We start from the raw sequence: 22,875 nt of genomic DNA, 5'->3' as shown, positions 1-22,875 counted from the left end.
AAAAAAACACAACATATAGTAATGTCATTTATAATAATACACCATATACAGTATGGTGTATTTTATTTTTTTAATTAAAAGGGAGGCAATATGATGGTATTAGCATCTCAGAATAAAAATGCAACCATTAACATTGAGCAGTTAAACGAAGACATTGAACTATTTCCACAAGTACACCCGATTACAAACGACATGAAATTGACACACAAAGGTGTTTCCCGATTAGTAATGATTGACCGTTATTCATTCAAGGACACAGAAAAGAAAACGCTAAAAGTAGGGGATTTTGTCGTTCTAACTGTAAAAGCTGATCCAAAGTTTCCTGCACGTGGTTTAGGTTTTATCGTTTCAATTGATGAAGAAACAAACACAGCAGAGGTATTAATTGAAGAGGACTATCGAAGTGCAATTGATGATAGTGATGGGCTTACAACTGGAATTGTTAGACGTTCAATCAATGTTATTGAGAAACCATTAGAATTATTTTATGAACAAATAGCAAAACGTAATGCAACTGGTCTTGCTTCTGTAGAAAAAACGGAAGAAAAACGTGCTGAGTGGTTCCAAAAATTCTATGAACAGCTTGTTTCGTTGAAATTTATTCCTGCTGGACGAGTATTATACGGAGCGGGCACTGGAACAGATGTAACCTATTTTAACTGTTATGTAATGCCATTCGTAGCTGATTCTCGTGAAGGAATTAGTGATCATCGTAAGCAAGTAATGGAAATTATGAGTCGCGGTGGTGGCGTTGGGACAAACGGTTCAACTCTACGTCCACGTAACACACTTGCTCGTGGAGTAAACGGAAAATCTTCAGGATCTGTTTCATGGCTAGACGATATAGCTAAACTGACTCATCTTGTAGAACAAGGTGGATCAAGACGTGGAGCACAAATGATCATGCTAGCTGACTGGCATCCAGATATTGCGGAATTTATCATTTCAAAAATGCAAAATCCGCGTATACTACGCTTCTTAATCGAAAATACAAACGATGAAACGATTAAGCAATTAGCGAAGGACAAGCTTAAATTTAATCCTTTAAACTTTCAGGAAGAAGCGATGTATCAAGGAATTGTGAACTACAAAGCTATTCCAGGATTAGGTGGTTTCAACGAAGGAATTATTCGTGATGCGGAAACGAAACTACGTGATGGTGGTACGTTCACAGTACACAACTCTGAGTTTTTATCAGGAGCGAATATCTCTGTCACGCTTACAGATGACTTTATGAAAGCAGTAGAAGATGATACAGACTTTGAACTGCGTTTTCCTGCAATTGAATCATATACACCAGAACAAATGGCTTACTATAACAAACATTGGCATGAAGTTGGGGATGTTCGAGAATGGGAAAAGATGGGCTATGCAGTTAGAACGTACAGAACAGTAAGAGCAAAAGAGCTTTGGAATTTGATAAATGTTTGTGCTACTTACTCTGCAGAACCTGGTATTTTCTTCATCGATAATGCAAATGAAAAAACAAATGCGAAAGCATATGGCCAAAAAGTAGTCGCTACGAACCCATGTGGTGAACAGCCGCTTGCACCATATTCTGTGTGTAACTTAGCTGCTGTAAACCTAGCGCAATTTGCAAATAAAGAAACAAAAACAGTAAACTTTGAAGCTTTAAAAGAAACGGTAAGTGTTGGTGTGCGCATGCAAGATAACGTAATCGATGCAACCCCTTATTTCTTAAAAGAAAATAAAGTACAAGCATTAGGTGAAAGACGTGTAGGTTTAGGCGTGATGGGTCTTGCAGATCTTTTAATTTATTGTGAAAAAGAGTATGGCTCGGAAGAAGGAAATATATTAGTTGATGAGGTCTTTAAAACGATTGCACTAGCTGCATACGAAACTTCAGCAGAGCTGGCGCAAGAACGAGGAAGTTTTCCATTCTTAACAGCCGATACAGAGGAAGAAACGAATCGTTTACGAAAAGCTTTTACAGAAACAGGATTTATGCAATCTATGCCGGAAGAAATTAGAAATTCTATTTTAGAAAATGGAATTCGCAACTCTCATTTATTAACGGTTGCTCCAACGGGATCTACGGGAACAATGGTAGGTGTTTCTACTGGACTTGAACCTTATTATTCCTTCACATATTACAGAAGTGGACGTTTAGGGAAATTCATCGAAGTAAAAGCAGATATCGTACAAGAATATCTAAAAGCAAATGCGGCAGCGGAAGAAGAAAGTCTTCCAAACTGGTTTGTTACTGCAATGGAGCTTTCTCCAGATGCGCATGCAGATGTTCAGTGTATTATTCAACGTTGGATTGATAGTTCTATTTCGAAAACTGTAAACGCGCCTCGTGGCTATACAGTAGAACAAGTAGAAGGAGTATATGAACGATTGTATCGTGGTGGTGCAAAAGGCGGTACAGTGTATGTTGATGGAAGCCGCGATTCCCAAGTACTAACTCTAAAAGCGGAAGAAAATACACAAGATGATCATAGACAAGAAGAAAAGCTATTCGAAAAGCGTCCAATTGTTTTAATTGATACAATTCAAGATTTACGTTCAACAAACGTAACTATTGGATCAGAAGTGGGAAATACTTGTCCGGTATGTCGCAAAGGTACAGTGGAAGAAATGGGCGGCTGTAACACATGTACAAATTGTAATGCGCAATTAAAATGCGGATTATAATGTAATCTATAAAACACACATTGAATGTGGAGTATTCAATGTGTGTTTTTTGTATGTAGATAACATTTAATTATATTGTTTAATTATCTTCCTTAAGTATCAAACTGTTAGAAAAAGGAGAAGTGAAGATGAAATTAAATGGTTTATCTGTTAGTACTAGTTTTGTAACAGCATTGATTTGTATATTACTTTTGAAAATGATGGAATTTTTTCATTTTATCAAATGGAGCCCTATTGGTTATGCGGACAAATTGGAAGTATTGAGTAAGAGTAAAGATTATTGGAAATGGTTTATTTTATTTATAGGACTCTGGTGTTTTTGTATTGTTCTTTATTATATTAGTTTAATCTTCATAAAAATTCCTGTATCTATTAGTAGCTTAGCGCTGGGGATTATTTTGGCAGTAGCTCTAGAATGGCTATTTTTGGATAAAATTTCAGTTTCCAAAACAATCAAACATTTATCAATTCCATTTATATGTATCGTCGTTATGCTAGTACGATTTTTAATGGAATCCGCCATTTTTCATGTGCAGGATAATCCGCTGAGCAAATGAAAATTTACCCCAACCGTTTCCTATGATAAAATAAAAAGTAGATTTGAATAAGAAAACGAGATGGGGTATAACAATGAAACTTGAAAAATTACGTGCAGCTTTAGAAGAACACGGAGTAGATGCTTTACTTATAACGAATGGATATAGCAGACGATATATGACGGACTTTACTGGTACAGCAGGTGTAGCAATTGTTTCAAAAAATGATGCAGTATTTATTACAGATTTTCGTTATACGGAACAAGCTGCTAGTCAAGTAAAAGACTATCGAATCGTACTACACACGAAATTATTAAGCGAAGAAATTGCCAATCAAGTAAAAGAAATGGGTATTAAATCACTTGGGTTTGAAAAAGATGATGTCACTTTTAGTGGCTATGAAGTGTATAAACAAGCAATTCAAGCAGATTTAGTTCCTCTTTCTGGTTTAGTAGAAAAAATTCGCTTGATTAAGACGGAGGAAGAGATTAGTATTATAAAGGCAGCTTGTCGCATTGCAGATCAGGCTTTTGAACACATTGTTACATACATAAAACCGGGAATGACAGAGTTAGATGTGTCAAATGAGCTTGAGTTTTTCATGCGTAAACTTGGTGCTTCTTCTTCCTCTTTTGATACAATCGTTGCTTCTGGTGTAAGATCAGCACTTCCACATGGGGTTGCTACAAGCAAAGTTATTGAAGATGGTGACTTTGTGACACTTGACTTTGGGGCACTTTATAATGGATATATTTCGGATACAACTCGAACAATAGCAGTAGGTGAACCGAGTGATAAGTTAAAAGAAATATATCAAGTAGTTTTAGATTCACAATTACTTGCTTTAGAGATGATAAAACCAGGTATGACGGGTAAAGAAGCAGATGCAATTGCTCGTGACTATATTGCTTCGAAAGGATATGGGGAAGCATTTGGTCATTCTTTAGGTCATGGTATTGGTCTTGAAGTACATGAAGGTCCAGGGTTATCTTTCCGTTCTGATATTACACTAGAACCAGGGATGATTATTACAATTGAGCCAGGAATATACTTGCCGAATATCGGTGGAGTTCGTATAGAAGACGATGCGATTGTAACAGAAAATGGTCTTGAAAAGCTGACGCATTCGACAAAAGAATTACTTATCTTATCTTAAATTTTGGAGGAATAACAATGATTTCTGTAAATGATTTTAAAACAGGTTTAACTATAGTAGTAGATGGTGTACTTTATCGCGTGCTAGATTTTCAACACGTAAAACCAGGTAAAGGTGCAGCTTTTGTGCGATCTAAACTAAGAAACTTACGTAACGGATCCGTAAACGAAAAAACATTCCGTGCCGGAGAAAAAGTAGAAAAAGCACAAATTGATAATAAAAAAATGCAATATCTATATGCAAGCGGAGATCAACATGTATTCATGGATACAGAATCTTACGAGCAAATTGAATTAGGTGAGAAACAAATCGAGCATGAATTAAAATTCTTACGTGAAAACATGGAAATTCATATTATTCAATATCAAGGTGAAATACTTGGCGTAGAGTTACCTAAAACAGTTACTTTGGAAGTTACAGAAACAGAACCAGGTATTAAAGGAGACACTTCAGGTGGTGGTTCTAAGACGGCAACAGTTGAAACTGGTCTTGTTGTAACCGTTCCACTTTTCATCAATGTTGGAGACAAACTAATTATTAATACAGATGAAGGTTCATACGTTTCAAGAGGTTAATCAATCTGCAAACAGTTATATAAAGAAGTACACAGCGGACGAACATTCGCAATAGTATTACCAATAAAGGATCAGGAAGTGACTTAGTCACTTCCTGATCCTTTTGTTTTCACCCGATAATAGCATGGTCGATAAGAGCTTATAACGACAGTTTAGGCGGACAAGCATTCGGTAGGTGCTTATGAGCTGAGTAGCCGATTGAATTACATAAATAATCATGTTCATTTTTGTGTTTTTAACGGCACTGTTTTTTTACATCACGCATTTTAGTAAAATAATGTCCTTTATAAAGGATACGCTATATTTGCGTGACTTTTTTTCATATTTGTGGACGGACTTTCATATGTTGTTTGTATGGAAGGGGGAGGCATTGTGGAACTTCACGATGTACTTCGAGTGGCTGGTATAGGATTATTAATTGCTATACTTCATTTGTTTTTTGAGTCAACAGGGAAGAAGGAATTCGCCTTTTTTTTATTTTTTGTCGGTTATATCTATATGACAATTGAGTTATTACGATTATTGAAGGTATTCTTTTATGAAATTTCTACATTTCTAGAATGGCTTATTATGACGAGCTGACAAATGATTGTATATATTACGATCATCATCGCATTTTGTTTATTGCAATTAGTGAAAGCAATTTATCCGCGACTACACTCTGTTGTTTATACTATTTACATTTTTTTGTTCTTATCTTATATTTTGATGACTTTTATCATTCCTTATACTACTCAATTCATTTCTGTCATCCCAACAGCCCTTCTACCTGTGTTTAAGTTACTTCTATTTTCTGTCATTTTACTATTCGTTTCTCAAATAGTAGAGGAACTACTGATTGAGTATGAATATACAAGCCTTGCTACTATTCTTACATTTACAACAAAAGCAATATTAATAATGGTTTGGCTCAGACATATGCAACAATTTTATGCTAAATTCTTTTCCATAATGGGATTACTTTCTTGAAGGAATGAATCATATGAACGAAATGATTAGCACTATACTCCAGCCAGTAAAAGAAGTCATTCAAACGTTTACTTTTATCCTTTTTTTTGCATTTGTGTTTCTTTGTTTAGAGTGGTTCATTCCAAAGAGCAAGAGGCTTTTGAAATTTCTATTTATCTATCTCATTTGCTTTTTTTGCTTAGAGCCAGCGTATCGAACATTAGAACTTATTCAAATCCTTGCAAGCCAATTAGTTACATTGTTTTTAGGGATGTATCCTTTGTTAACAGCCGGAATTGCCATTTCAGGAGGAGCATTATTAGTAACTTTATGGAATCCTGCTGTTCTGTTATTTGCTTCGTTCACTGCTTTTTTGGCGGAGAAAGTTCTCATACCATCCATTATAGCGGCTTTTATTTTTGATTTAATTAGCAGGATTCATCCAACTACTTCATTTTCTAAGCTATCGGATTTAATACGAATGACATTAGTAGGTACTACTTCAATTGTCTTAGTGTTGTACAGTTTTTTTATAACGGTAAATGGTGTAATTACATGGACAGTCGGGGGGGCGGTTAGTGAAACAGTTAAGCGTTTGATTCAAAATAATATACCATTTGTCGGGTCATTATTAACGGAAAGTATAAGTACGATGAAAAGTTATTCTTCTTCCGCTTCGATCATCACAGGGAATGCACTTCTTTTTTCTGTCTTAATATTAGTATCGATTCCGACTATCCAAACAATACTAATCGCCTTTTTATATCGATTACTTGGTGCATTATTAGAACCTTTTTTAGACTCTGATATTAGTGGGCTATTGGATGATATAGGGAAAACTCTTTTTGTCTTATCTATCATTTCGGTATTAATCGCATTTGCGTTCTTTTTCACGATAATATTGGCCATGCTCTTTGCAAAACTTTTAGTGAGTGTGAAAGGATAATTGTAATCATCCAAAGAATTTTATATGGAATCTTATTTATTGTCATCATAGGAGAGCTTTTCTCCATTCTATTAGAACAAGTAGATAAAGAGAAAACAGGATTCATCGTAAAAATATCGATAATATTTTGGATTATGTCTAATCTCTTCATATAAATAGTTTTAACAGCATAAAGTATTATATCCATAATGAAAAGAAGGGTGAGTTCTATTTCACTGAAACAAAAACCCACTTTTCGTTTTGTTGTTATAGGAGGAACAGTACTATTCATAAGTCTACTTTTTTCAGGATTTTTCAATATGAATAATGGAAATAAAACGGAGTCTACCCCAAAAACACTTCAAACCCCTGGGGACCTATCGTCGGTCCTTGAAAAGATAAGAGGAGTAGGTCGTGTCGCAATATACTTTCATTATTCGAATGGTCCTGAAGAAAAAACGGAGAGTGATGTATCATTTTTCCAATGGACAAGTGACAGCAAAAGGAACAAGGAGGAGCTAATTGGAATATTAGTAGTTGCGGAGGGAGCGAGCGATAAGCATATACAAAACAAACTGTTGACAACTATTTCATCTGTTTTACAAATATCTCCACATCGAATTGTGATTGAAGAAATGGAATTGGAGGAATAATAATATGAATGTAAAAAAGAGATCCATTTGGTTTTTAACATTAATTAGTTTAATAGCTGTAATCACCGTTTTCTATGTTACAGATCGAACATCGCCATTTGATGGGTTGCAGTTATTTTCAAATCAAACATTAGATGACGTAAAATTAGTTGAAACTTCTTCTACAAATGAACAATCTTTTGTTACAAAAAGCAACGCATTTGAAGAAATGAGAATGGAAGTTCAAGATAAACGTAGTAAACTTAATGATCAACTAACAAAAAAAGTAGGTAGTAATGATTTTACTGCGGAGGAAAAAGATGCTGCATACAATCAAATTGAAGAATTAGTGAAAATAGATGGCGCTGAAGGAATGCTAGAGCTTATCATAAAATCTCTAGGATATGATGATGCACTTGTTAGAATCGAAGATAACTCGGTGCTAATAGACGTTGTCTCGAGTGAACAATCTTCCAAAAAAGCGTCGGATATTATCTATGCTGTAAAACGCGAGTGGCCAAAAGCTTATAAAGTAGAAGTGAATTTTGACGGTCAATAATAAAAAGAGTGCCATTTAGGCGCTTTTTTTTTATTATTTCGGAAGTTTTCACACCTATCTATTTCAAATTATCGTAAAAACGTCTAAAATGGGAAAGGTAAGTATTAATTATGCAAACAAAGGGAGCTAGATCACATGAAAATCCAAGAAATTAGAGAAATTATAAAATTAGTCGATCAATCCACACTAGATGAATTTCTATATGAATCAGAAGGCACTAAAATTAAATTAAAAAAGAACGATAAAAGTTCTGTTGCAACAAGTGCAGTGGCATTTGAAAGTACTTCCTTAGTAGAACAACCTGTTGTAGTAGAAACTAAGCCAGTTCAAGTAAGCGTACCGAAAGAAGTAATGGAAGAGAAAGTTGAAAAAGTAGAGGAAGATAAATCGTTACAAAAAATTACTTCCCCTATGGTCGGCACCTTTTATCAATCTTCATCACCAGAAGCACCTGTTTACGTTCAAGTAGGTACGAAAGTGTCAGCGGAATCCATTGTTTGTATCGTAGAAGCAATGAAATTATTCAACGAAATAGAAGCAGAAGTGAATGGGGAAATTGTAGAGATTCTAGTTAAAGATGGACAATTAGTTGAATACGGACAACCTCTGTTCCTCGTAAAAGGAAACTAAGAAAGGGGCAAGGACGATGAAAAAAGTATTAATTGCCAATCGTGGTGAAATTGCAGTTCGTATCATTCGAGCATGTAAAGAAATGGACATTGAAACGGTTGCTGTTTATTCCGAAGCAGATCGAGATGCTTTACATGTTCAAATTGCTGATGAGGCATACTGTATAGGACCAAGATTATCAAAAGACTCTTATTTAAATTTTTCTAATATAATAAGTGTCGCAAAATTAACTGGTTGTGATGGTATACACCCTGGATACGGCTTTTTGGCAGAAAATGCAAGTTTTGCGGAATTGTGCGAAGAATGTGCGATTGAATTTATCGGACCTTCGTCATCTGCCATTTCTAGCATGGGTACAAAAGATGTTGCTAGAGAAACTATGCGAAAAGCTGGTGTTCCTGTTGTACCTGGTTCAGTGGGAATTATTCCAGATGAAAAAGAAGGACTAAAAATCGCTCGTGAAATTGGTTTCCCTGTTATTATTAAAGCCACTGCTGGTGGTGGAGGGAAAGGAATTCGTGTTGCTAGGGATGAAGAAGAACTAGTAAAAGGAATTCAAATTACGCAAAAAGAAGCTGCTGCAGCTTTCGGAAATCCTGGTGTTTACTTAGAAAAATTTATAGAAGAGTTTAGACATGTGGAAATTCAAGTATTAGCCGACGGACATGGAAATGCTGTTCATTTAGGTGAACGTGATTGTTCCATCCAACGTAGAATGCAAAAATTGGTAGAGGAAGCCCCTTCTCCAGCGTTATCAGAAGAGTTACGAGCGGCGATGGGTGATGCTGCTGTAAAAGCCGCACTTGCTGTTAATTATAAGAGTGCAGGAACAGTAGAATTTATTTTTGACCATATTAACCAAACATTTTATTTCATGGAAATGAACACACGAATTCAAGTAGAGCATCCTGTAACAGAAATGGTTACTGGTATTGATTTGATTCAACAACAATTAAAAATTGCAGCAGGAGAAAAACTTGCCTTTACACAAAAAGATATTAAGATAAAAGGCTGGGCAATTGAATGTCGTATTAATGCTGAAAACCCTGCGAAAAACTTTATGCCTTCACCAGGTAAGATTGACATGTATCTTGCACCAGGAGGAAATGGTGTACGTGTAGATTCTGCGATGTATCCAGGGTATAGTATACCGCCATTTTACGATTCGATGGTTGCGAAACTGATTACTTATGGAGATACACGTGAAGAAGCGATCGCGAAGATGAAACGTGCTTTAGGCGAGTTTATTATAGACGGTGTAGAAACAACAATTTTATTCCATGAGAAATTAATGAATCATGAAGTATTTAAATCTGGTGACTTTGATACAAAGTTCCTTGAAAGATACGATGTAATGAATTCATAATAGGAGTGAAAAATATGGCAGAGACAAATGAACAAAAATTTGTTCAAATGACTCCTGAAGGAAAAGAATACTTAGGCACAATTGAAATTGCTCCAGAAGTAATTACGGTTATTGCTGGTATTGCAACAAACGAAGTAGAAGGTATCGCGGGCACTCGCGGAAATTTTGCAGCAGGAGTTGTAGAACGTCTAGGCAAAAAAGTTCATGGTAAAGGAATTAAAACGGAAATATCAAGTGATGGATTATTTATCGATGTTTACTGCCTCGTAAAGTATGGTGCATCTGTACCTACTGTTGCAACAGAGGTTCAAACCCAAATTCGTCAAGCAATTGAAAATATGACAAGTTTGGTACCAAAAGAGGTAAATGTCCATATTACTGGCGTGCAATTTGAAACAATTACAGAATAAGCGAAAGAGTCATCCCTGCGATGGCTCTTTTTCTTTGTCTAACGCTTATGCCAACCGTTTAGGGGCGGATAGTCACACTTTATGGGCATATAGCGCCGATTAAGGGGTTCATAGAATTGATATGGGCTTATGTCAACCGTTTAGGGGCGGATAGCCACACTTTACGGGCATATAGCACCAGTTAAGGGGTTCATAGAATTGATATGGGCTATGCCAACCGTTTAGGGGCGGATAGCCACACTTTATGGGCATATAGCGCCGGTTAAGGGGTTCATAGAATTGATAGGAGCATATGCCAACCGTTTAGGGAGATAGCTACACTTTTGGAACATATAGCGTCAAACTCGGTCATGTTGGAATTTGTAAATGCTTAAAGAATGAATTTATGTTCAGATAGTCATGATTTTTGTTTATAAAGCGTTGGTTTATGCACTGTAGATGCTGATAGTATGGTGTTTACTTCCAACTGAACAAGAAAGTATATAATTTTGGTATGCTATGCACTCATATTTTAAGGTGTTTTGAGCATTTGATATATATCTTTAGAGCAATAGTAAATTAAAAAGTATCCATGGATAAAGAAGCGAAGCCGCGTCCGAAATGGTATCTTCGGAAGCTTTTAAAAGAATAGGAAAGGATTTATTCTCTCATTACCCAAACCTTATGTACCTTGTCTTTACCTATTTCAAGAGGGCGACGGATAAACATCTACCACAAGATTACCGTAAAAAGTGTAGATGGAATTGACGCAGTCACTTCCATCTACACAATTCCAATAGTAATAGTGTAGATAATGTTTCGTCCAAATCACTCTTGAAATAGTGAAGACAAAATGCACTTAACCTTTAACAAAAAATACTCAAATAATGTTCTTCTTCTTTCATTTGATAGATTATTAGTACTTGTTTTTGCAATAACCTTGTAATAGTCATGACAGCTCTCTATAATAAGAAGGTCTTTAAAGTTGATTTCAACATTAAATACGAGTAAATAAAATAACAATAACTCACAGAAAAATTACATGTAATAAGTGATTGTATGAAAAAGTAGGAGTTAGACGATTACATATTGACGTAAATAACTATAGTATAAAGGGTTTCTGAAATAATATGAAAACACTCGAAATTCCTGTATACTATTGATTAGATAGTTACATTTAAAGGAGAACTAAATAATGAAACGAAGATTAGCAAGAGAATTAGCACTACAAGCACTATTTCAGTTAGACAATCACGAAATTTCGATAGAGGAAGCAATTGGTCATGTTACAGATGATCATGATGCATTTTTAACACAACTAGTTAGTGGAGTGGTTGAACATAAAGAACATATTGATGCTTCATTAATAGAGAAGCTAGAAAACTGGTCGCTTTCTCGACTACCAAAAATAGAACGTACAGTACTTCGCATCGCAATTTATGAATTATTATTTACAGAAGAAACACCGGCAAAAGTAGTTATTAATGAATCTATAGAAATTTGCAAAATCTTCGGAGATGAGAAATCTAGCCGTTTTGTAAATGGTGTATTATCCAAATATACAACTCAATCATGATCCGTATTTGAAGGAGAGTTAATAGTGACTAATAATATTATTGACGGCAAACAAATAGCAGGGAAAGTTACGGAAAAAGTTAAAAAAAGAGTAGAAGATTTGAAAACATTAGGTATTACACCAGGGCTAGCAGTTGTTCTAGTTGGCAATAATGCGGCTTCTCAAACATATGTTAACAATAAAACGAAAACATGCGAAAAATTAGGGATGTATTCGGTTCTTATCGAATTAGATGAGCAAGTTTCAGAAGAAGAATTATTAAAACAAGTGGAACTTTTAAATGATGATGAGAAAATTCATGGTATTTTAGTTCAGTTACCATTACCAAATCAAATCGATGAGGATCGTGTAATTGCTGCAATTTCACCTTTAAAAGATGTGGATGGTTTTCATCCTGAAAACGTTGGAAAAATGATGATTGGACAACCGACATTCCTTCCTTGCACACCATTTGGAGTACTAAAGTTATTAGAATATAGTAGTGTAGATATTGCAGGGAAGCATGCGGTGATCATTGGTAGAAGTAATATTGTGGGAAAGCCGATGGGTCAACTGTTATTACAAAAAGATGCAACCGTTACGTACTGTCATTCTAAAACAAGAGATTTGCACGCATATACAAAACAAGCCGATATATTGGTTGTTGCTATAGGTCGTGCAAAAGCCATTGATGCTAGTTATATAAAAGCAGGTGCAGTTGTCATTGATGTTGGGATGAACCGTGATGAAAATAACAAATTATGCGGGGATGTAGATTTTACTACGGTAAAAGAAGTCGCATCGAAAATTACACCAGTTCCAGGTGGAGTTGGCCCGATGACAATAGCGATGCTAATGGAAAATACTTGTTTAGCTGCAGAAAATACATGTAAAAATCAATAAGGTAAAAGCTGTTTTTCTACAGAAGAACAGCTTTTAGCTTGTTACAGTATTGGAGTGTCCTAGATGTCTACACATACTTACTTAACGGTAAAAGCTCTAACCAAATACATAAAAAGAAAATTCGATGCGGATACGCATTTACGTGATGTGTATGTAAAGGGAGAGCTATCCAACGTGAAAGTCCATTCAAGTGGACATATTTATTTCACGTTAAAGGATGATGCTGCTCGCCTTACTTCCGTCATGTTTGCTATGCATGCAAGATCCTTAAAGTTTACCCCTGAAAGTGGGATGAACGTGCTTGTTCGTGGCGATATTAACGTTTTTGAAGCGGCGGGGCAATATCAACTATATGCTTCCACTATTCAACCAGATGGTATTGGGGAACTTTTCCTTGCCTTTGAACAGTTAAAAAAGAAGCTCGAACAAGAAGGTTTATTTGACCCTAGTCGAAAAAAAGCACTTCCTTCTTTTCCTAAAAAAATAGGAGTTGTCACGTCTAAAACAGGTGCAGCAATTCGGGATATTTTAACGACAATAGAACGTCGATATCCGATTAGTGAAGTGGTTGTATTTCCAAGTATTGTCCAAGGTCCACAAGCCGCTCCTTCCATTGTGAAATCGATTGAACAAGCTAATCGCTTAGGTACGATTGATGTACTCATTGTAGGTCGTGGTGGAGGTTCAATTGAAGATTTATGGGCATTCAATGAAGAAATAGTAGCTCGAGCAATTGCTTTTAGTCATATCCCTATCATCAGTGCTGTTGGACATGAAACGGATACTACAATTGCGGACTTCGTTGCCGATTTACGTGCACCAACACCAACTGCTGCTGCAGAAATGGCTGTTCCAAGTAAAGAAAATTTAATGAAGAACATTTTAGCTTATCAATCTGCTTGTTTAAATAGTGTATCGAAAAGGCTAAAAGATGAGAAAAATAGATACCAACGTGCAATGCAATCTCCAGTACTTGCCACTCCTGAAAAGCTATATCGACCCTTTATAGAGCGATATGTGCGTACAGAAGAACAGTTACAAAGAGAAATCAATCGCTTAGTTCGGGAAAAAGAACGAAATTTATTACAACTAGAAGATAGAAGACTTCAGCTGTCCCCACAAAGGATGATTGATCAACAATGGAAATTAGTAAAAAACTTAACAAGTCAATTAACCAAAGGAACACTATCCACCTATGAAAAGCAACAGCAACAATTTATCGGCTCGATACGTACACTAGAAGCTCTGAATCCTTTAAAAATTATGGATCGAGGGTATAGTATTACATATATAGATGGAAAAGTGGTAAAATCGGTGAAAGAAGTAGGAAAAGGCGATTCCATTTATGTTACACTCCCTGATGGTCGTATTGAAGCAATTGTGCAACATGCAGAAATGAAAGAGAGAGGGGACTAACTGTTATGACAAAAAAAGATATTCCTTTTGATGAAGCGATGCAACAATTAGAAAATATAGTTCGGCAACTTGAGCAAGGCGATGTACCACTCGAAAATGCAATTGAACTATATCAAAAAGGGATGGAGTTCTCGAAACTTTGTAGTGAAAAATTACAAAGTGCAGAAAAACAACTGGTCTCTTTCATCGGTGATAATACGGAAGAAGCTGGTAGTGTAAATGAGTAATTTATTGCAATCTTTTATACAAACCAATCAACCACTTATTGAACAAAAAATGGATTTATTAATCAAAGAATTAAAAGTGCCTTCCGAGTTGAAAGAAGCGATGGCATACTCTCTTCAAGCAGGCGGAAAAAGAATAAGACCACTTTATACACTTGCTGTACTCGAGGAACTGAACGTACAAAGTGAAGATGCAATCGTACTTGCAAGTGCGATTGAGATGATTCATACGTATTCACTTATCCATGATGACCTGCCTTGTATGGATGATGACGATCTTCGACGTGGTAAACCAACAAATCATGTTGTTTTTGGGGAAGCACTTGCAGTATTAGCAGGTGATGCTTTGGTAACACTTGCTTTTGGAATTATAGCCCGATTAAATAGACTTACTTCGGAACAAAAAATACAGCTGATTGACCAACTAAGCTATGCAGCAGGAGCTGAGGGAATGGTCGGAGGACAAGTATTAGATATGCTAGGGGAAGGGAAACATTTGACCTTATCTGAATTAGAAGCAGTTCACGTCAATAAAACAGGGGCACTACTATCATTTAGTATTTTGGCTGGAGGAATTATAGCGAATGCTCCAAGCGAAATGATGCAAGCTTTAAAAAATTATGCCTTCCATATTGGACTAGCATTTCAAATACAAGATGACATTTTAGATATTGAAGGAACTTCAGAGCAACTGGGAAAAACTGCAGGTAAAGATGCGTTAAGTGAAAAGAATACATACCCATCCATTTTAACCCTCGACGGGGCGAAAGTGCAGTTGCAAAACCAATATAGTTTAGCGATAGAAGCACTTCGAACTGTAGGTTTACAAGAAGGTCTTCTTGTAGAAATTGCAAATTATATTACGAAAAGATCTAATTGATTGCGAATAATTTTGTTTTAAGGAAGATTATTGTTATTATAATAAGTAAAGTGTTATGAAGGAAATCTAATAGAAGGTGTGTGATGGCAATGGATTTAACATCAATTTCTAGCCCATCCTTTTTAAAAAGTTTAGATAATGAACAATTAAAGGAATTAAGTGAAGATATTCGATCGTTTTTAATAGAAAAATTATCTGTAACGGGTGGACATATTGGACCGAATTTAGGAGTGGTAGAACTAACAATTGCACTTCATCGTGCGTTTAATAGTCCTACTGATAAATTACTATGGGACGTTGGACATCAAGCGTATGTCCATAAAATATTAACTGGTAGAGCGGATCAATTTGATACTTTACGTCAGTTTAAAGGATTATGCGGATTCCCTAAACGTATAGAAAGTGAACATGATGTGTGGGAAGCTGGTCATAGCTCCACCTCTCTGTCTGCTGCAATGGGAATGGCGACAGCGCGCAATCTACAAAAAAAATCGAATTACGTCATACCAATAATTGGAGATGGCGCTCTTACTGGTGGAATGGCTCTAGAAGCATTAAATCATATAGGACATGAAAAAACAGACATGATTGTTATATTAAATGATAATGAAATGTCAATAGCTCCTAATGTAGGGGCTCTTCATAATGTTTTAGGAAAACTACGTACACACGGAACATACAATAAAGCCAAAGATGAGTTAGAGATCTTATTGAAGAAAATTCCAGCAGTAGGCGGGAAATTAGCAAGCACAGCTGAACGTGTAAAGGATAGCTTGAAATATTTACTTGTATCTGGCGTCTTTTTTGAAGAACTAGGTTTTACGTATTTAGGTCCAATTGATGGACATAGCTTTGAAGCATTAGAAGAAAATCTTAAGAATGCGAAAAAGATGAAAGGACCAGTCCTTCTTCATGTTATTACGAAAAAAGGAAAAGGATTCACACCTGCTGAACAAGATAAAATAGGTACTTGGCATGGAACTGGCCCTTACAAAATGGAAACAGGAGATTTTGTTAAGTCAACTTCTGTTGCACCATCATGGAGTGGGCTTGTTGCAGAAACTGCAAGAAAGCTTGCGAGAAATGATAAACGTATCGTTGCAATTACACCAGCCATGCCAGTAGGTTCAAAACTCGAAGGATTTGCTTCTGAATTTCCAGACAGAATGATTGATGTTGGTATTGCAGAGCAGCATGCGACTACAATGGCTGCCGGCCTTGCAGCAGATGGTATGAAACCATTTTTAGTCATTTATTCAACTTTTCTTCAGCGTGCTTACGATCAGGTTCTTCATGATATTTGTCGACAGAACTTAAATGTTGTTATTGGGATTGATCGTGCGGGTCTAGTTGGAGCAGATGGAGAAACGCACCAAGGCGTATTTGATATTTCATTTTTACGTCACTTACCTAATATGGTGATCATGATGCCGAAAGATGAAAATGAAGGACAGCATATGGTAAAAACAGCGTTTGATTATTCGGATGGTCCAATTGCTCTTCGTTATCCTCGTGGAAATGGTTTAGGAGTCCCAATGGATGAAGAATTGAAATTGATACCTATTGGTTCATGGGAAGTATTGAAAGAGGGGACACAAGCTGTCATTCTAACTTTCGGTACTACTATACCAATGGCGCTAGAAGCAGCCGCACAATTAGCACAAGCTAATATTTCTGTTGAAGTAATTAATGCTCGTTTTATCAAACCATTAGATGAAGATATGTTACGATCACTACAACAACGCCATATACCTATAATTACGGTGGAAGAAAGTATTCTTCAAGGTGGATTTGGTAGCGCTGTTTTAGAATTTTTCAATGATCATGAATTGAAAGCTAATGTGAAACGTATTGGCATACCAGATATGTTTATTGAACATGGGGATGTTAATCAGTTATTAGATGAAATAAATATTACAAAAGAAGAAATTGTGAAGGTAGTAGAACATTCCATTGTTCCTTCTAACAGGTATATATCATCATGACGAAGACTCCGAAAGAGCGAGTAGATGTCCTGTTAGTTGAACAGGGTCTATTTGAAACAAGAGAAAAAGCGAAACGTGCAATAATGGCTGGGCTTATTTACAAAAAAGAAGAGCGAATAGACAAACCAGGAGAAAAGATAGAAATAGATTCTATTTTGACAGTGAAAGGGCAAGTGTTGAAATATGTGAGTAGAGGTGGACTAAAGCTAGAAAAGGCATTAGAACAATTCGATCTTACAGTTCAAGACAAAATCATGTTGGATATTGGATCATCCACAGGCGGCTTTACAGACTGCGGTTTGCAGAATGGTGTCAAACATGCATATGCCCTGGATGTTGGAAGTAACCAACTTGCTTGGAAAATTCGTCAAGATCCTCGTGTTACAGTGATGGAAAAAACGAATTTTAGATATGCTTCACCTGCTGATTTTGGAGAAGGTTTGCCTACTTTTTCTTCAATCGACGTTTCCTTTATATCTTTGAAACTCATTTTTCCGACTTTAAAAACAATTCTAGTTCCAAACGGTGATGTAATTGCACTCGTCAAACCACAATTCGAGGCAGGGAAAGATAGAGTTGGTAAAAAAGGGGTAGTACGAGATAAAGCAGTTCATTTGGATGTGCTGAATGAAATTGCGAGTTTTGCAGAAAGTCAAAACTTCCATTTAAAAAATGCGTCTTATTCGCCAATTACAGGTGGAGAGGGCAACATAGAATTTTTATTTCATTTAATCAGTGTTGAAAATGAAGTAGTGATACCTCATCAGATCGATTTTGTGGCTCTAGTTAATGAAGCACATGCTACATTAAAATAACGCGGCTCCTATATGGGGCGCGTTTTTTTCTTGTACCTTTTTAACTGAAATGATAATGTATAAAGTAATTAGTATAAATATACAATGGGGTGACGTGTATGAACAAAGGTCAAAGGCATATTAGAATACGTGATATTATTTCTAATAATGAAATAGAGACACAAGATGACTTAGTTGATTTTTTAAAAAGTGCTGGATATAACGTTACTCAAGCTACCGTATCAAGAGATATTAAAGAATTGCACTTAGTGAAAGTTCCACTTCCTAATGGCCACTATAAATATAGCTTACCTGCGGATCAACGCTTTAATCCGAGCCAAAAGTTGCGCCGAGCATTGACCGATGCATTTGTAAGTATTGACGGAGCAAGTCATTTTTTAGTTATGAAAACGTTACCAGGTAATGCCCATTCCATTGGGTCATTAATCGATTATTTAGACTGGACAGAAATATTAGGAACAATTTGTGGAGACGATACTTGTTTAATTTTGTGTAGAGAAGAATCAGATTGCGAAGTTGTAAAAAAACGTTTACTCGAAATGCTTTAACCTAAATTAACAGCATCTCTATGTGATGCCATATAAATACCTAATGTGAATTTGATAAAGAGGTGAAGCCGTTGTTAAAAGAGTTATCAATTAAAAACTTTGCCATTATTGATGAATTAACAGTAAGCTTTGAGGAAGGCCTTACTGTATTAACTGGAGAGACAGGTGCAGGTAAATCAATCATAATTGATGCTGTTCATTTGTTGTGTGGAGGAAGAGGCTCTCAAGAGTTTATTCGCCATGGTGCGAAAAAAGCAGAATTAGAAGGATTATTCATTATCACGAATCCAAAACATGGTGTTTTTCATAAAATGCTAGATGTTGGTGTTGAAATAGACGAGGAATCTATTATTTTAAGAAGAGATATTAATGATTCAGGGAAGAGTGTATGTCGCGTAAACGGAAAACTAGTTACGCTTGGTATATTACGAGAAATTGGGGCCTCTATTATTGATATCCATGGGCAGCACGAGAGCCAAGAACTAATGGATGAAAAGGTACATATTCATTTGCTTGATCAGTTTGCAGGAGAAAAGATAAGAAGCGTAAAAGAGTCTTATAAAGAGCTCTTCGCCAAATATAAAAAGTGGAAAAAAGATTTAGCTACTTTAACGGAAAATGAGCAACAAATTGCACATAAAATAGATTTGTATACATTTCAAGTGGAAGAAATAAATGATGCAAATTTAGTGAATGGAGAAGAAGAACAACTTCAAGAAGAAAAAAAGAAGCTTCAAAATTTCCATAAGGTCTTTGATAAAATGAGCAGTGCATACGAGGCAATCTTATCTGAATCGAAAGGCCTCGACTACATCGGCACTGCAATGGCAGATTTGCAAGATATCTCTGACGTAGATAAGAATATGCTGGAGTTAAGCGAAAATGTTTCGTCCGCGTTTTATATTTTGCAAGATGCTGCATATCAGTTAAAAAATGAATTAGATGAAATGGAATTCGATAGTAATCAGCTTCAATATGTCGAAGACCGTCTTGCATGCATTCAGACACTAAAGAGAAAATATGGACAGTCTATCGAAGCCATTTTGGAATACAAAGAGCAAATTTCCAAAAGTCTCGAGCAACTAGTTAATCGAGATGAGCAAATTCAAAAAACAGCAGATAAGATTAAGCAAATCGAGAAAGATTTAGAACTTGAAGCAAATGATTTAACGGATAAACGAAAAAATGCTGCCAAACAATTAAGTAAAGCAATTATGGAGCAATTACAAGAGCTATACATGGAAAAAGCAACTTTTTCTGTTATGTTCCATGAGCATTCTAAAATAACTTATAACGAGTATGGGATTGACGAAATATCATTTTATATTTCAACGAATGTGGGGGAACCACCAAAAGCCTTAACAAAAATTGCATCAGGTGGTGAGTTATCTCGAATGATGCTTGCTTTAAAAAGTATTTTCTCAAAGCATCAAGGGATAACATCGATCATATTTGATGAAGTTGATACTGGTGTTAGTGGACGAGTAGCTCAAGCGATAGCCGAAAAAATATCCGGAATTGCTACTAATTCACAAGTTTTATGTATATCACATCTTCCGCAGGTAGCTGCAATGGCAGACCAACATTTACTGATTAAAAAAGAAGTATCGGGAAATAGAACATACACCATTTTAGAAGAAGCGTTCGATGATCGACGAGCCGAAGAGTTAAGCCGTATGATGTCAGGTGCTGAAATTACAAGTACTACATTGCAACATTCAAAAGAACTGCTAAAATTAGCGGAAGAACGAAAAAAAATATTACGAAATGCTTAAAGACCTTGCTGTGTAAGGTCTTTTTTTTATATCAATTATTTACCTCACATAGAGTTTCTTCTGCAGGATATAGTAATTGTATAGGAGGTGAAATATGAAGCAAAGCTATCGTATATGGTCGCTAATTTCAATACTTTTCTTTACTTTTTTCTTTGCAGTCAGTCCCGCTTTTGCACAAAAACAAACTTCCTCAGTAGTACCCTTAGGACAATCCATACAAATTGACCTTCAATACGGAGCTGTGTTTCTTAGTCATGATGTATTACTATCAGACGATTATTGGTTGCGTACTGGCGACTCTATCCAACAAATCAATTCACAAAAAGTTACGTCATTAGAAGACATTAAAACCCATGTGAAAGATAAAAAACTCATTATACATTATGAGCGAAATAAAAAGATGTATACAACAGAACTCACTTCGGACCAAATACTGAAACTTCTTCCATTTTTAAAAGATGCGACAGAAGGAATTGGTACCTTAACGTATTTAAATCTAGAAACGAACGAATTTGGTGCATTAGGTCATCAAATAGTTGATCATACTTCAGGATTGACACCGAAATTTTTAGAAGGCTCCATTTATTTATCTTCTATTCAACAAATAAAGAAAAGTATCCCAGGGAAGCCAGGATACAAAATTACGTCTCACCAACAAAATACCTCACCAATTGGTGGAGTAAATGAAAATAATGTATATGGAATTTTCGGGAAGTTGGAACAAAATGCAATTGACCACATCCCGTTGCAAGAAGTAGAAATTGCTGACAAAGAATCAATAATGACTGGTGAAGCAATTATGCGTACTTCGATCGATGGCGAAAAAGTGCAAGACTTTACAATCGAAATTACAACGGTTGAGGACCACCTTTTTCAGTTTACTGTAACAGATGAATTTCTAATTGAAAAAACCGGCGGCATTCTTCAAGGAATGAGCGGAAGTCCAATTATGCAGCAAAATAAGCTCATAGGAGTAGTTACGCATATGTACGTTGATAAACCTAAAAATGGAGCGGCACTATCCATCACGGAAATGATGAAGAAAAATCCATGATAACTTAAAAAATATCAGCAAAACCTGAAAGGCTACACTTTTTATTAAGTGTAGCCTTTTTCTGCGAGTACCTATACAATTAAATAAAGAAAATTCGACAATCCTGATGAAATGATTAACCTTTTGTCGGAATTTAAAAGAACTGTATTCTAAAAGACTTATTTTTTATAAAAATAAAGGATGTCTTCCAAAAATGGCGAATACTATCTAAGTGAAAAAATACAAAAGGGTGGATGAGGGTAATGGAAAAAATAAAAATTGTAATTGTAGACGATAACAAAGATTTAATTCGAACGATGGATGCTTACTTCGACAAACATCCAGAAATAGAAGTTATTGGAACAGCAGTAAACGGCAAGCTTTGCATAGATCTCCTTGAAACGGTTAAACCAGACGTCCTTTTATTAGATATCATTATGCCTCATTTAGACGGAATTGCAGTTTTAGATAGTATACAGAAAAATGATCAATTAAATAAACTTCAAGTCATTATGTTAACTGCCTTTGGACAAGAAGATGTGATGAAACAAGCTGCTGAATTAGGAGCATCTTATTTCATGCTCAAGCCTTTTGAATTTGATCGACTGGTTACACAAATTAAGCAAGTGGCAGGCAGAAAAGAAAGTGTGCAAGAATCACCTTTAAAATCAAATCCTGAAAAAGAAGCATTGCAAAATAAGCGCTTTATTGACAACATCATTACTAATGTAATTAAAGAAATCGGAGTACCCGCTCATATTAAAGGATACTCTTACTTAAGGGAAGCTATCCAAATGGTTTATTCCGACATTGAATTACTTGGTTCCATTACCAAAGTTTTATATCCAGAGATAGCAAAGAAATTTCAAACTACTCCCTCTCGAGTGGAAAGAGCAATACGCCATGCAATCGAAGTAGCATGGAACCGTGGAAACTACGAAACTATTTCTAAAATGTTTGGATACACAGTTCATCATTTAAAATCGAAACCTACTAATTCAGAATTTATAGCAATGATAGCGGATAAGATTCGTATGGAGAATATGGCTAGCTGAAAGAGGATTTAGACATTATTTGCACTGAACTTTAAAAATTAGGTTTCTAGTGTAAGGACATTTAAATAAACATTATTTTTTATTGGTATGAAAGCTTATCAGTAAGGGATGATGTTTTTTTGTTGGAGATAGATATGTACCTTTAATAATAATCCTTAATTTATCCTTTTAATAAAATAAAAGGTAAATGACCAGTATATAAGTTTTTGGAATTAATGATATAAACCTTTCCTAGAAAGACAAAGGCATACGAAGTTACTATTTTCATATGCTTTTTCTATTGTTTTAACCCATAGTTTGAAAAGTGAGTAT

Annotated in this window: 23 protein-coding genes; all 23 read left to right on the top strand. The window is 35.7% G+C overall.

From position 1 onward, the window contains the following. Positions 1-93 precede the first annotated feature (93 nt). The 23 genes from ACEPXG_RS10405 (at position 94) to spo0A (ending at position 22,563) form a co-directional block, all read left to right on the top strand. On the top strand, positions 94-2,658 hold the full coding sequence (locus tag ACEPXG_RS10405) for a vitamin B12-dependent ribonucleotide reductase (protein WP_391209877.1): 2,565 nt from the start codon (positions 94-96) through the stop codon (positions 2,656-2,658). 128 nt (positions 2,659-2,786) lie between these two features. Continuing rightward, positions 2,787-3,215, top strand: coding sequence for a hypothetical protein (locus ACEPXG_RS10400; protein ID WP_391201812.1), 429 nt, complete (start codon positions 2,787-2,789; stop codon positions 3,213-3,215). A 73-nt stretch (positions 3,216-3,288) separates the two neighbouring features. After that, a complete protein-coding gene (locus ACEPXG_RS10395) occupies positions 3,289-4,350 on the top strand; it encodes a M24 family metallopeptidase (RefSeq protein ID WP_391201809.1) in 1,062 nt (353 codons plus the stop codon). 17 nt (positions 4,351-4,367) lie between these two features. After that, entirely contained in the window at positions 4,368-4,925 is a 558-nt protein-coding gene (efp, locus tag ACEPXG_RS10390; protein ID WP_391116040.1) for an elongation factor P, read from the top strand. A 372-nt stretch (positions 4,926-5,297) separates the two neighbouring features. Next, on the top strand, positions 5,298-5,507 hold the full coding sequence (locus ACEPXG_RS10385; RefSeq protein WP_391116039.1) for a SpoIIIAC/SpoIIIAD family protein: 210 nt from the start codon (positions 5,298-5,300) through the stop codon (positions 5,505-5,507). 3 nt (positions 5,508-5,510) lie between these two features. Next, on the top strand, positions 5,511-5,894 hold the full coding sequence (locus tag ACEPXG_RS10380; RefSeq protein WP_391116038.1) for a hypothetical protein: 384 nt from the start codon (positions 5,511-5,513) through the stop codon (positions 5,892-5,894). A 13-nt stretch (positions 5,895-5,907) separates the two neighbouring features. Continuing rightward, positions 5,908-6,819, top strand: coding sequence for a stage III sporulation protein AE (locus ACEPXG_RS10375; protein ID WP_192797347.1), 912 nt, complete (start codon positions 5,908-5,910; stop codon positions 6,817-6,819). Between the two features lie 299 nt (positions 6,820-7,118). Further along, positions 7,119-7,451, top strand: coding sequence for a hypothetical protein (locus ACEPXG_RS10370; protein ID WP_391201805.1), 333 nt, complete (start codon positions 7,119-7,121; stop codon positions 7,449-7,451). Between the two features lie 4 nt (positions 7,452-7,455). Next, complete coding sequence (locus ACEPXG_RS10365) at positions 7,456-7,989, top strand: SpoIIIAH-like family protein (protein WP_391201802.1); 534 nt, start codon at positions 7,456-7,458, stop codon at positions 7,987-7,989. A gap of 135 nt (positions 7,990-8,124) precedes the next feature. Continuing rightward, entirely contained in the window at positions 8,125-8,619 is a 495-nt protein-coding gene (gene accB / locus ACEPXG_RS10360; RefSeq protein WP_391201799.1) for an acetyl-CoA carboxylase biotin carboxyl carrier protein, read from the top strand. A 16-nt stretch (positions 8,620-8,635) separates the two neighbouring features. Then, the gene (gene accC, locus ACEPXG_RS10355; protein ID WP_391201796.1) at positions 8,636-9,985 is read left to right on the top strand and encodes an acetyl-CoA carboxylase biotin carboxylase subunit; all 1,350 of its coding nucleotides are present in this window, start codon (positions 8,636-8,638) and stop codon (positions 9,983-9,985) included. 14 nt (positions 9,986-9,999) lie between these two features. After that, a complete protein-coding gene (locus tag ACEPXG_RS10350) occupies positions 10,000-10,395 on the top strand; it encodes an Asp23/Gls24 family envelope stress response protein (RefSeq protein ID WP_391201793.1) in 396 nt (131 codons plus the stop codon). A 1,174-nt stretch (positions 10,396-11,569) separates the two neighbouring features. Beyond that, a complete protein-coding gene (gene nusB, locus ACEPXG_RS10345; protein ID WP_151700320.1) occupies positions 11,570-11,950 on the top strand; it encodes a transcription antitermination factor NusB in 381 nt (126 codons plus the stop codon). A gap of 24 nt (positions 11,951-11,974) precedes the next feature. Beyond that, positions 11,975-12,832: a bifunctional methylenetetrahydrofolate dehydrogenase/methenyltetrahydrofolate cyclohydrolase FolD gene (gene folD / locus ACEPXG_RS10340; RefSeq protein WP_391201790.1), complete on the top strand. Its 858-nt coding sequence runs from the start codon at positions 11,975-11,977 to the stop codon at positions 12,830-12,832. Between the two features lie 63 nt (positions 12,833-12,895). Beyond that, positions 12,896-14,248: an exodeoxyribonuclease VII large subunit gene (gene xseA / locus ACEPXG_RS10335; protein ID WP_391201788.1), complete on the top strand. Its 1,353-nt coding sequence runs from the start codon at positions 12,896-12,898 to the stop codon at positions 14,246-14,248. A gap of 5 nt (positions 14,249-14,253) precedes the next feature. Next, positions 14,254-14,475 (top strand): exodeoxyribonuclease VII small subunit, encoded by a 222-nt coding sequence (xseB, locus tag ACEPXG_RS10330; RefSeq protein ID WP_151700317.1) that lies wholly within the window; start codon positions 14,254-14,256, stop codon positions 14,473-14,475. Then, positions 14,468-15,352, top strand: a complete 885-nt coding sequence (locus ACEPXG_RS10325) for a polyprenyl synthetase family protein (protein ID WP_391201784.1) — start codon at positions 14,468-14,470, stop codon at positions 15,350-15,352. Before xseB ends, ACEPXG_RS10325 begins: the two co-directional genes overlap by 8 nt. A gap of 89 nt (positions 15,353-15,441) precedes the next feature. Further along, on the top strand, positions 15,442-17,337 hold the full coding sequence (dxs, locus tag ACEPXG_RS10320; RefSeq protein WP_391201781.1) for a 1-deoxy-D-xylulose-5-phosphate synthase: 1,896 nt from the start codon (positions 15,442-15,444) through the stop codon (positions 17,335-17,337). Then, complete coding sequence (locus ACEPXG_RS10315) at positions 17,334-18,152, top strand: TlyA family RNA methyltransferase (protein WP_391201778.1); 819 nt, start codon at positions 17,334-17,336, stop codon at positions 18,150-18,152. Before dxs ends, ACEPXG_RS10315 begins: the two co-directional genes overlap by 4 nt. Before the next feature lie 98 nt (positions 18,153-18,250). Then, a complete protein-coding gene (gene ahrC / locus ACEPXG_RS10310; RefSeq protein WP_391201776.1) occupies positions 18,251-18,700 on the top strand; it encodes a transcriptional regulator AhrC/ArgR in 450 nt (149 codons plus the stop codon). A gap of 71 nt (positions 18,701-18,771) precedes the next feature. Next, positions 18,772-20,475 carry a DNA repair protein RecN gene (gene recN, locus ACEPXG_RS10305; protein ID WP_391201773.1) on the top strand — a complete coding sequence of 568 codons (1,704 nt, stop codon included), beginning with the start codon at positions 18,772-18,774 and terminating at the stop codon, positions 20,473-20,475. Between the two features lie 94 nt (positions 20,476-20,569). Next, positions 20,570-21,529, top strand: a complete 960-nt coding sequence (locus ACEPXG_RS10300; protein WP_391201771.1) for a SpoIVB peptidase S55 domain-containing protein — start codon at positions 20,570-20,572, stop codon at positions 21,527-21,529. Positions 21,530-21,771: 242 nt separating this feature from the next. Further along, the gene (gene spo0A, locus ACEPXG_RS10295; RefSeq protein ID WP_391201768.1) at positions 21,772-22,563 is read left to right on the top strand and encodes a sporulation transcription factor Spo0A; all 792 of its coding nucleotides are present in this window, start codon (positions 21,772-21,774) and stop codon (positions 22,561-22,563) included. Positions 22,564-22,875 lie beyond the last annotated feature (312 nt).

Origin of the sequence: Psychrobacillus sp. L4, assembly GCF_042944905.1 — a bacterium.
Classification (GTDB): domain Bacteria; phylum Bacillota; class Bacilli; order Bacillales_A; family Planococcaceae; genus Psychrobacillus.
This window is presented reverse-complemented; position numbering and strand designations above follow the sequence as displayed.

What these genes read in the sequence shown, in the direction of transcription:
- accC (WP_391201796.1), top strand. Translation starts at nt 8,636, where the DNA reads ATGAAAAAAGTATTAATTGCCAATCGTGGTGAAATTGCAGTTCGTATC.
- spo0A (WP_391201768.1), top strand. Translation starts at nt 21,772, where the DNA reads ATGGAAAAAATAAAAATTGTAATTGTAGACGATAACAAAGATTTAATT.
- ACEPXG_RS10375 (WP_192797347.1), top strand. Translation starts at nt 5,908, where the DNA reads ATGAACGAAATGATTAGCACTATACTCCAGCCAGTAAAAGAAGTCATT.
- efp (WP_391116040.1), top strand. Translation starts at nt 4,368, where the DNA reads ATGATTTCTGTAAATGATTTTAAAACAGGTTTAACTATAGTAGTAGAT.
- ACEPXG_RS10380 (WP_391116038.1), top strand. Translation starts at nt 5,511, where the DNA reads ATGATTGTATATATTACGATCATCATCGCATTTTGTTTATTGCAATTA.
- ACEPXG_RS10350 (WP_391201793.1), top strand. Translation starts at nt 10,000, where the DNA reads ATGGCAGAGACAAATGAACAAAAATTTGTTCAAATGACTCCTGAAGGA.
- ACEPXG_RS10315 (WP_391201778.1), top strand. Translation starts at nt 17,334, where the DNA reads ATGACGAAGACTCCGAAAGAGCGAGTAGATGTCCTGTTAGTTGAACAG.
- ACEPXG_RS10395 (WP_391201809.1), top strand. Translation starts at nt 3,289, where the DNA reads ATGAAACTTGAAAAATTACGTGCAGCTTTAGAAGAACACGGAGTAGAT.
- ACEPXG_RS10405 (WP_391209877.1), top strand. Translation starts at nt 94, where the DNA reads ATGGTATTAGCATCTCAGAATAAAAATGCAACCATTAACATTGAGCAG.
- ahrC (WP_391201776.1), top strand. Translation starts at nt 18,251, where the DNA reads ATGAACAAAGGTCAAAGGCATATTAGAATACGTGATATTATTTCTAAT.
- accB (WP_391201799.1), top strand. Translation starts at nt 8,125, where the DNA reads ATGAAAATCCAAGAAATTAGAGAAATTATAAAATTAGTCGATCAATCC.
- ACEPXG_RS10370 (WP_391201805.1), top strand. Translation starts at nt 7,119, where the DNA reads ATGAATAATGGAAATAAAACGGAGTCTACCCCAAAAACACTTCAAACC.
- dxs (WP_391201781.1), top strand. Translation starts at nt 15,442, where the DNA reads ATGGATTTAACATCAATTTCTAGCCCATCCTTTTTAAAAAGTTTAGAT.
- xseA (WP_391201788.1), top strand. Translation starts at nt 12,896, where the DNA reads ATGTCTACACATACTTACTTAACGGTAAAAGCTCTAACCAAATACATA.
- ACEPXG_RS10300 (WP_391201771.1), top strand. Translation starts at nt 20,570, where the DNA reads ATGAAGCAAAGCTATCGTATATGGTCGCTAATTTCAATACTTTTCTTT.
- ACEPXG_RS10400 (WP_391201812.1), top strand. Translation starts at nt 2,787, where the DNA reads ATGAAATTAAATGGTTTATCTGTTAGTACTAGTTTTGTAACAGCATTG.
- xseB (WP_151700317.1), top strand. Translation starts at nt 14,254, where the DNA reads ATGACAAAAAAAGATATTCCTTTTGATGAAGCGATGCAACAATTAGAA.
- nusB (WP_151700320.1), top strand. Translation starts at nt 11,570, where the DNA reads ATGAAACGAAGATTAGCAAGAGAATTAGCACTACAAGCACTATTTCAG.
- ACEPXG_RS10365 (WP_391201802.1), top strand. Translation starts at nt 7,456, where the DNA reads ATGAATGTAAAAAAGAGATCCATTTGGTTTTTAACATTAATTAGTTTA.
- ACEPXG_RS10325 (WP_391201784.1), top strand. Translation starts at nt 14,468, where the DNA reads ATGAGTAATTTATTGCAATCTTTTATACAAACCAATCAACCACTTATT.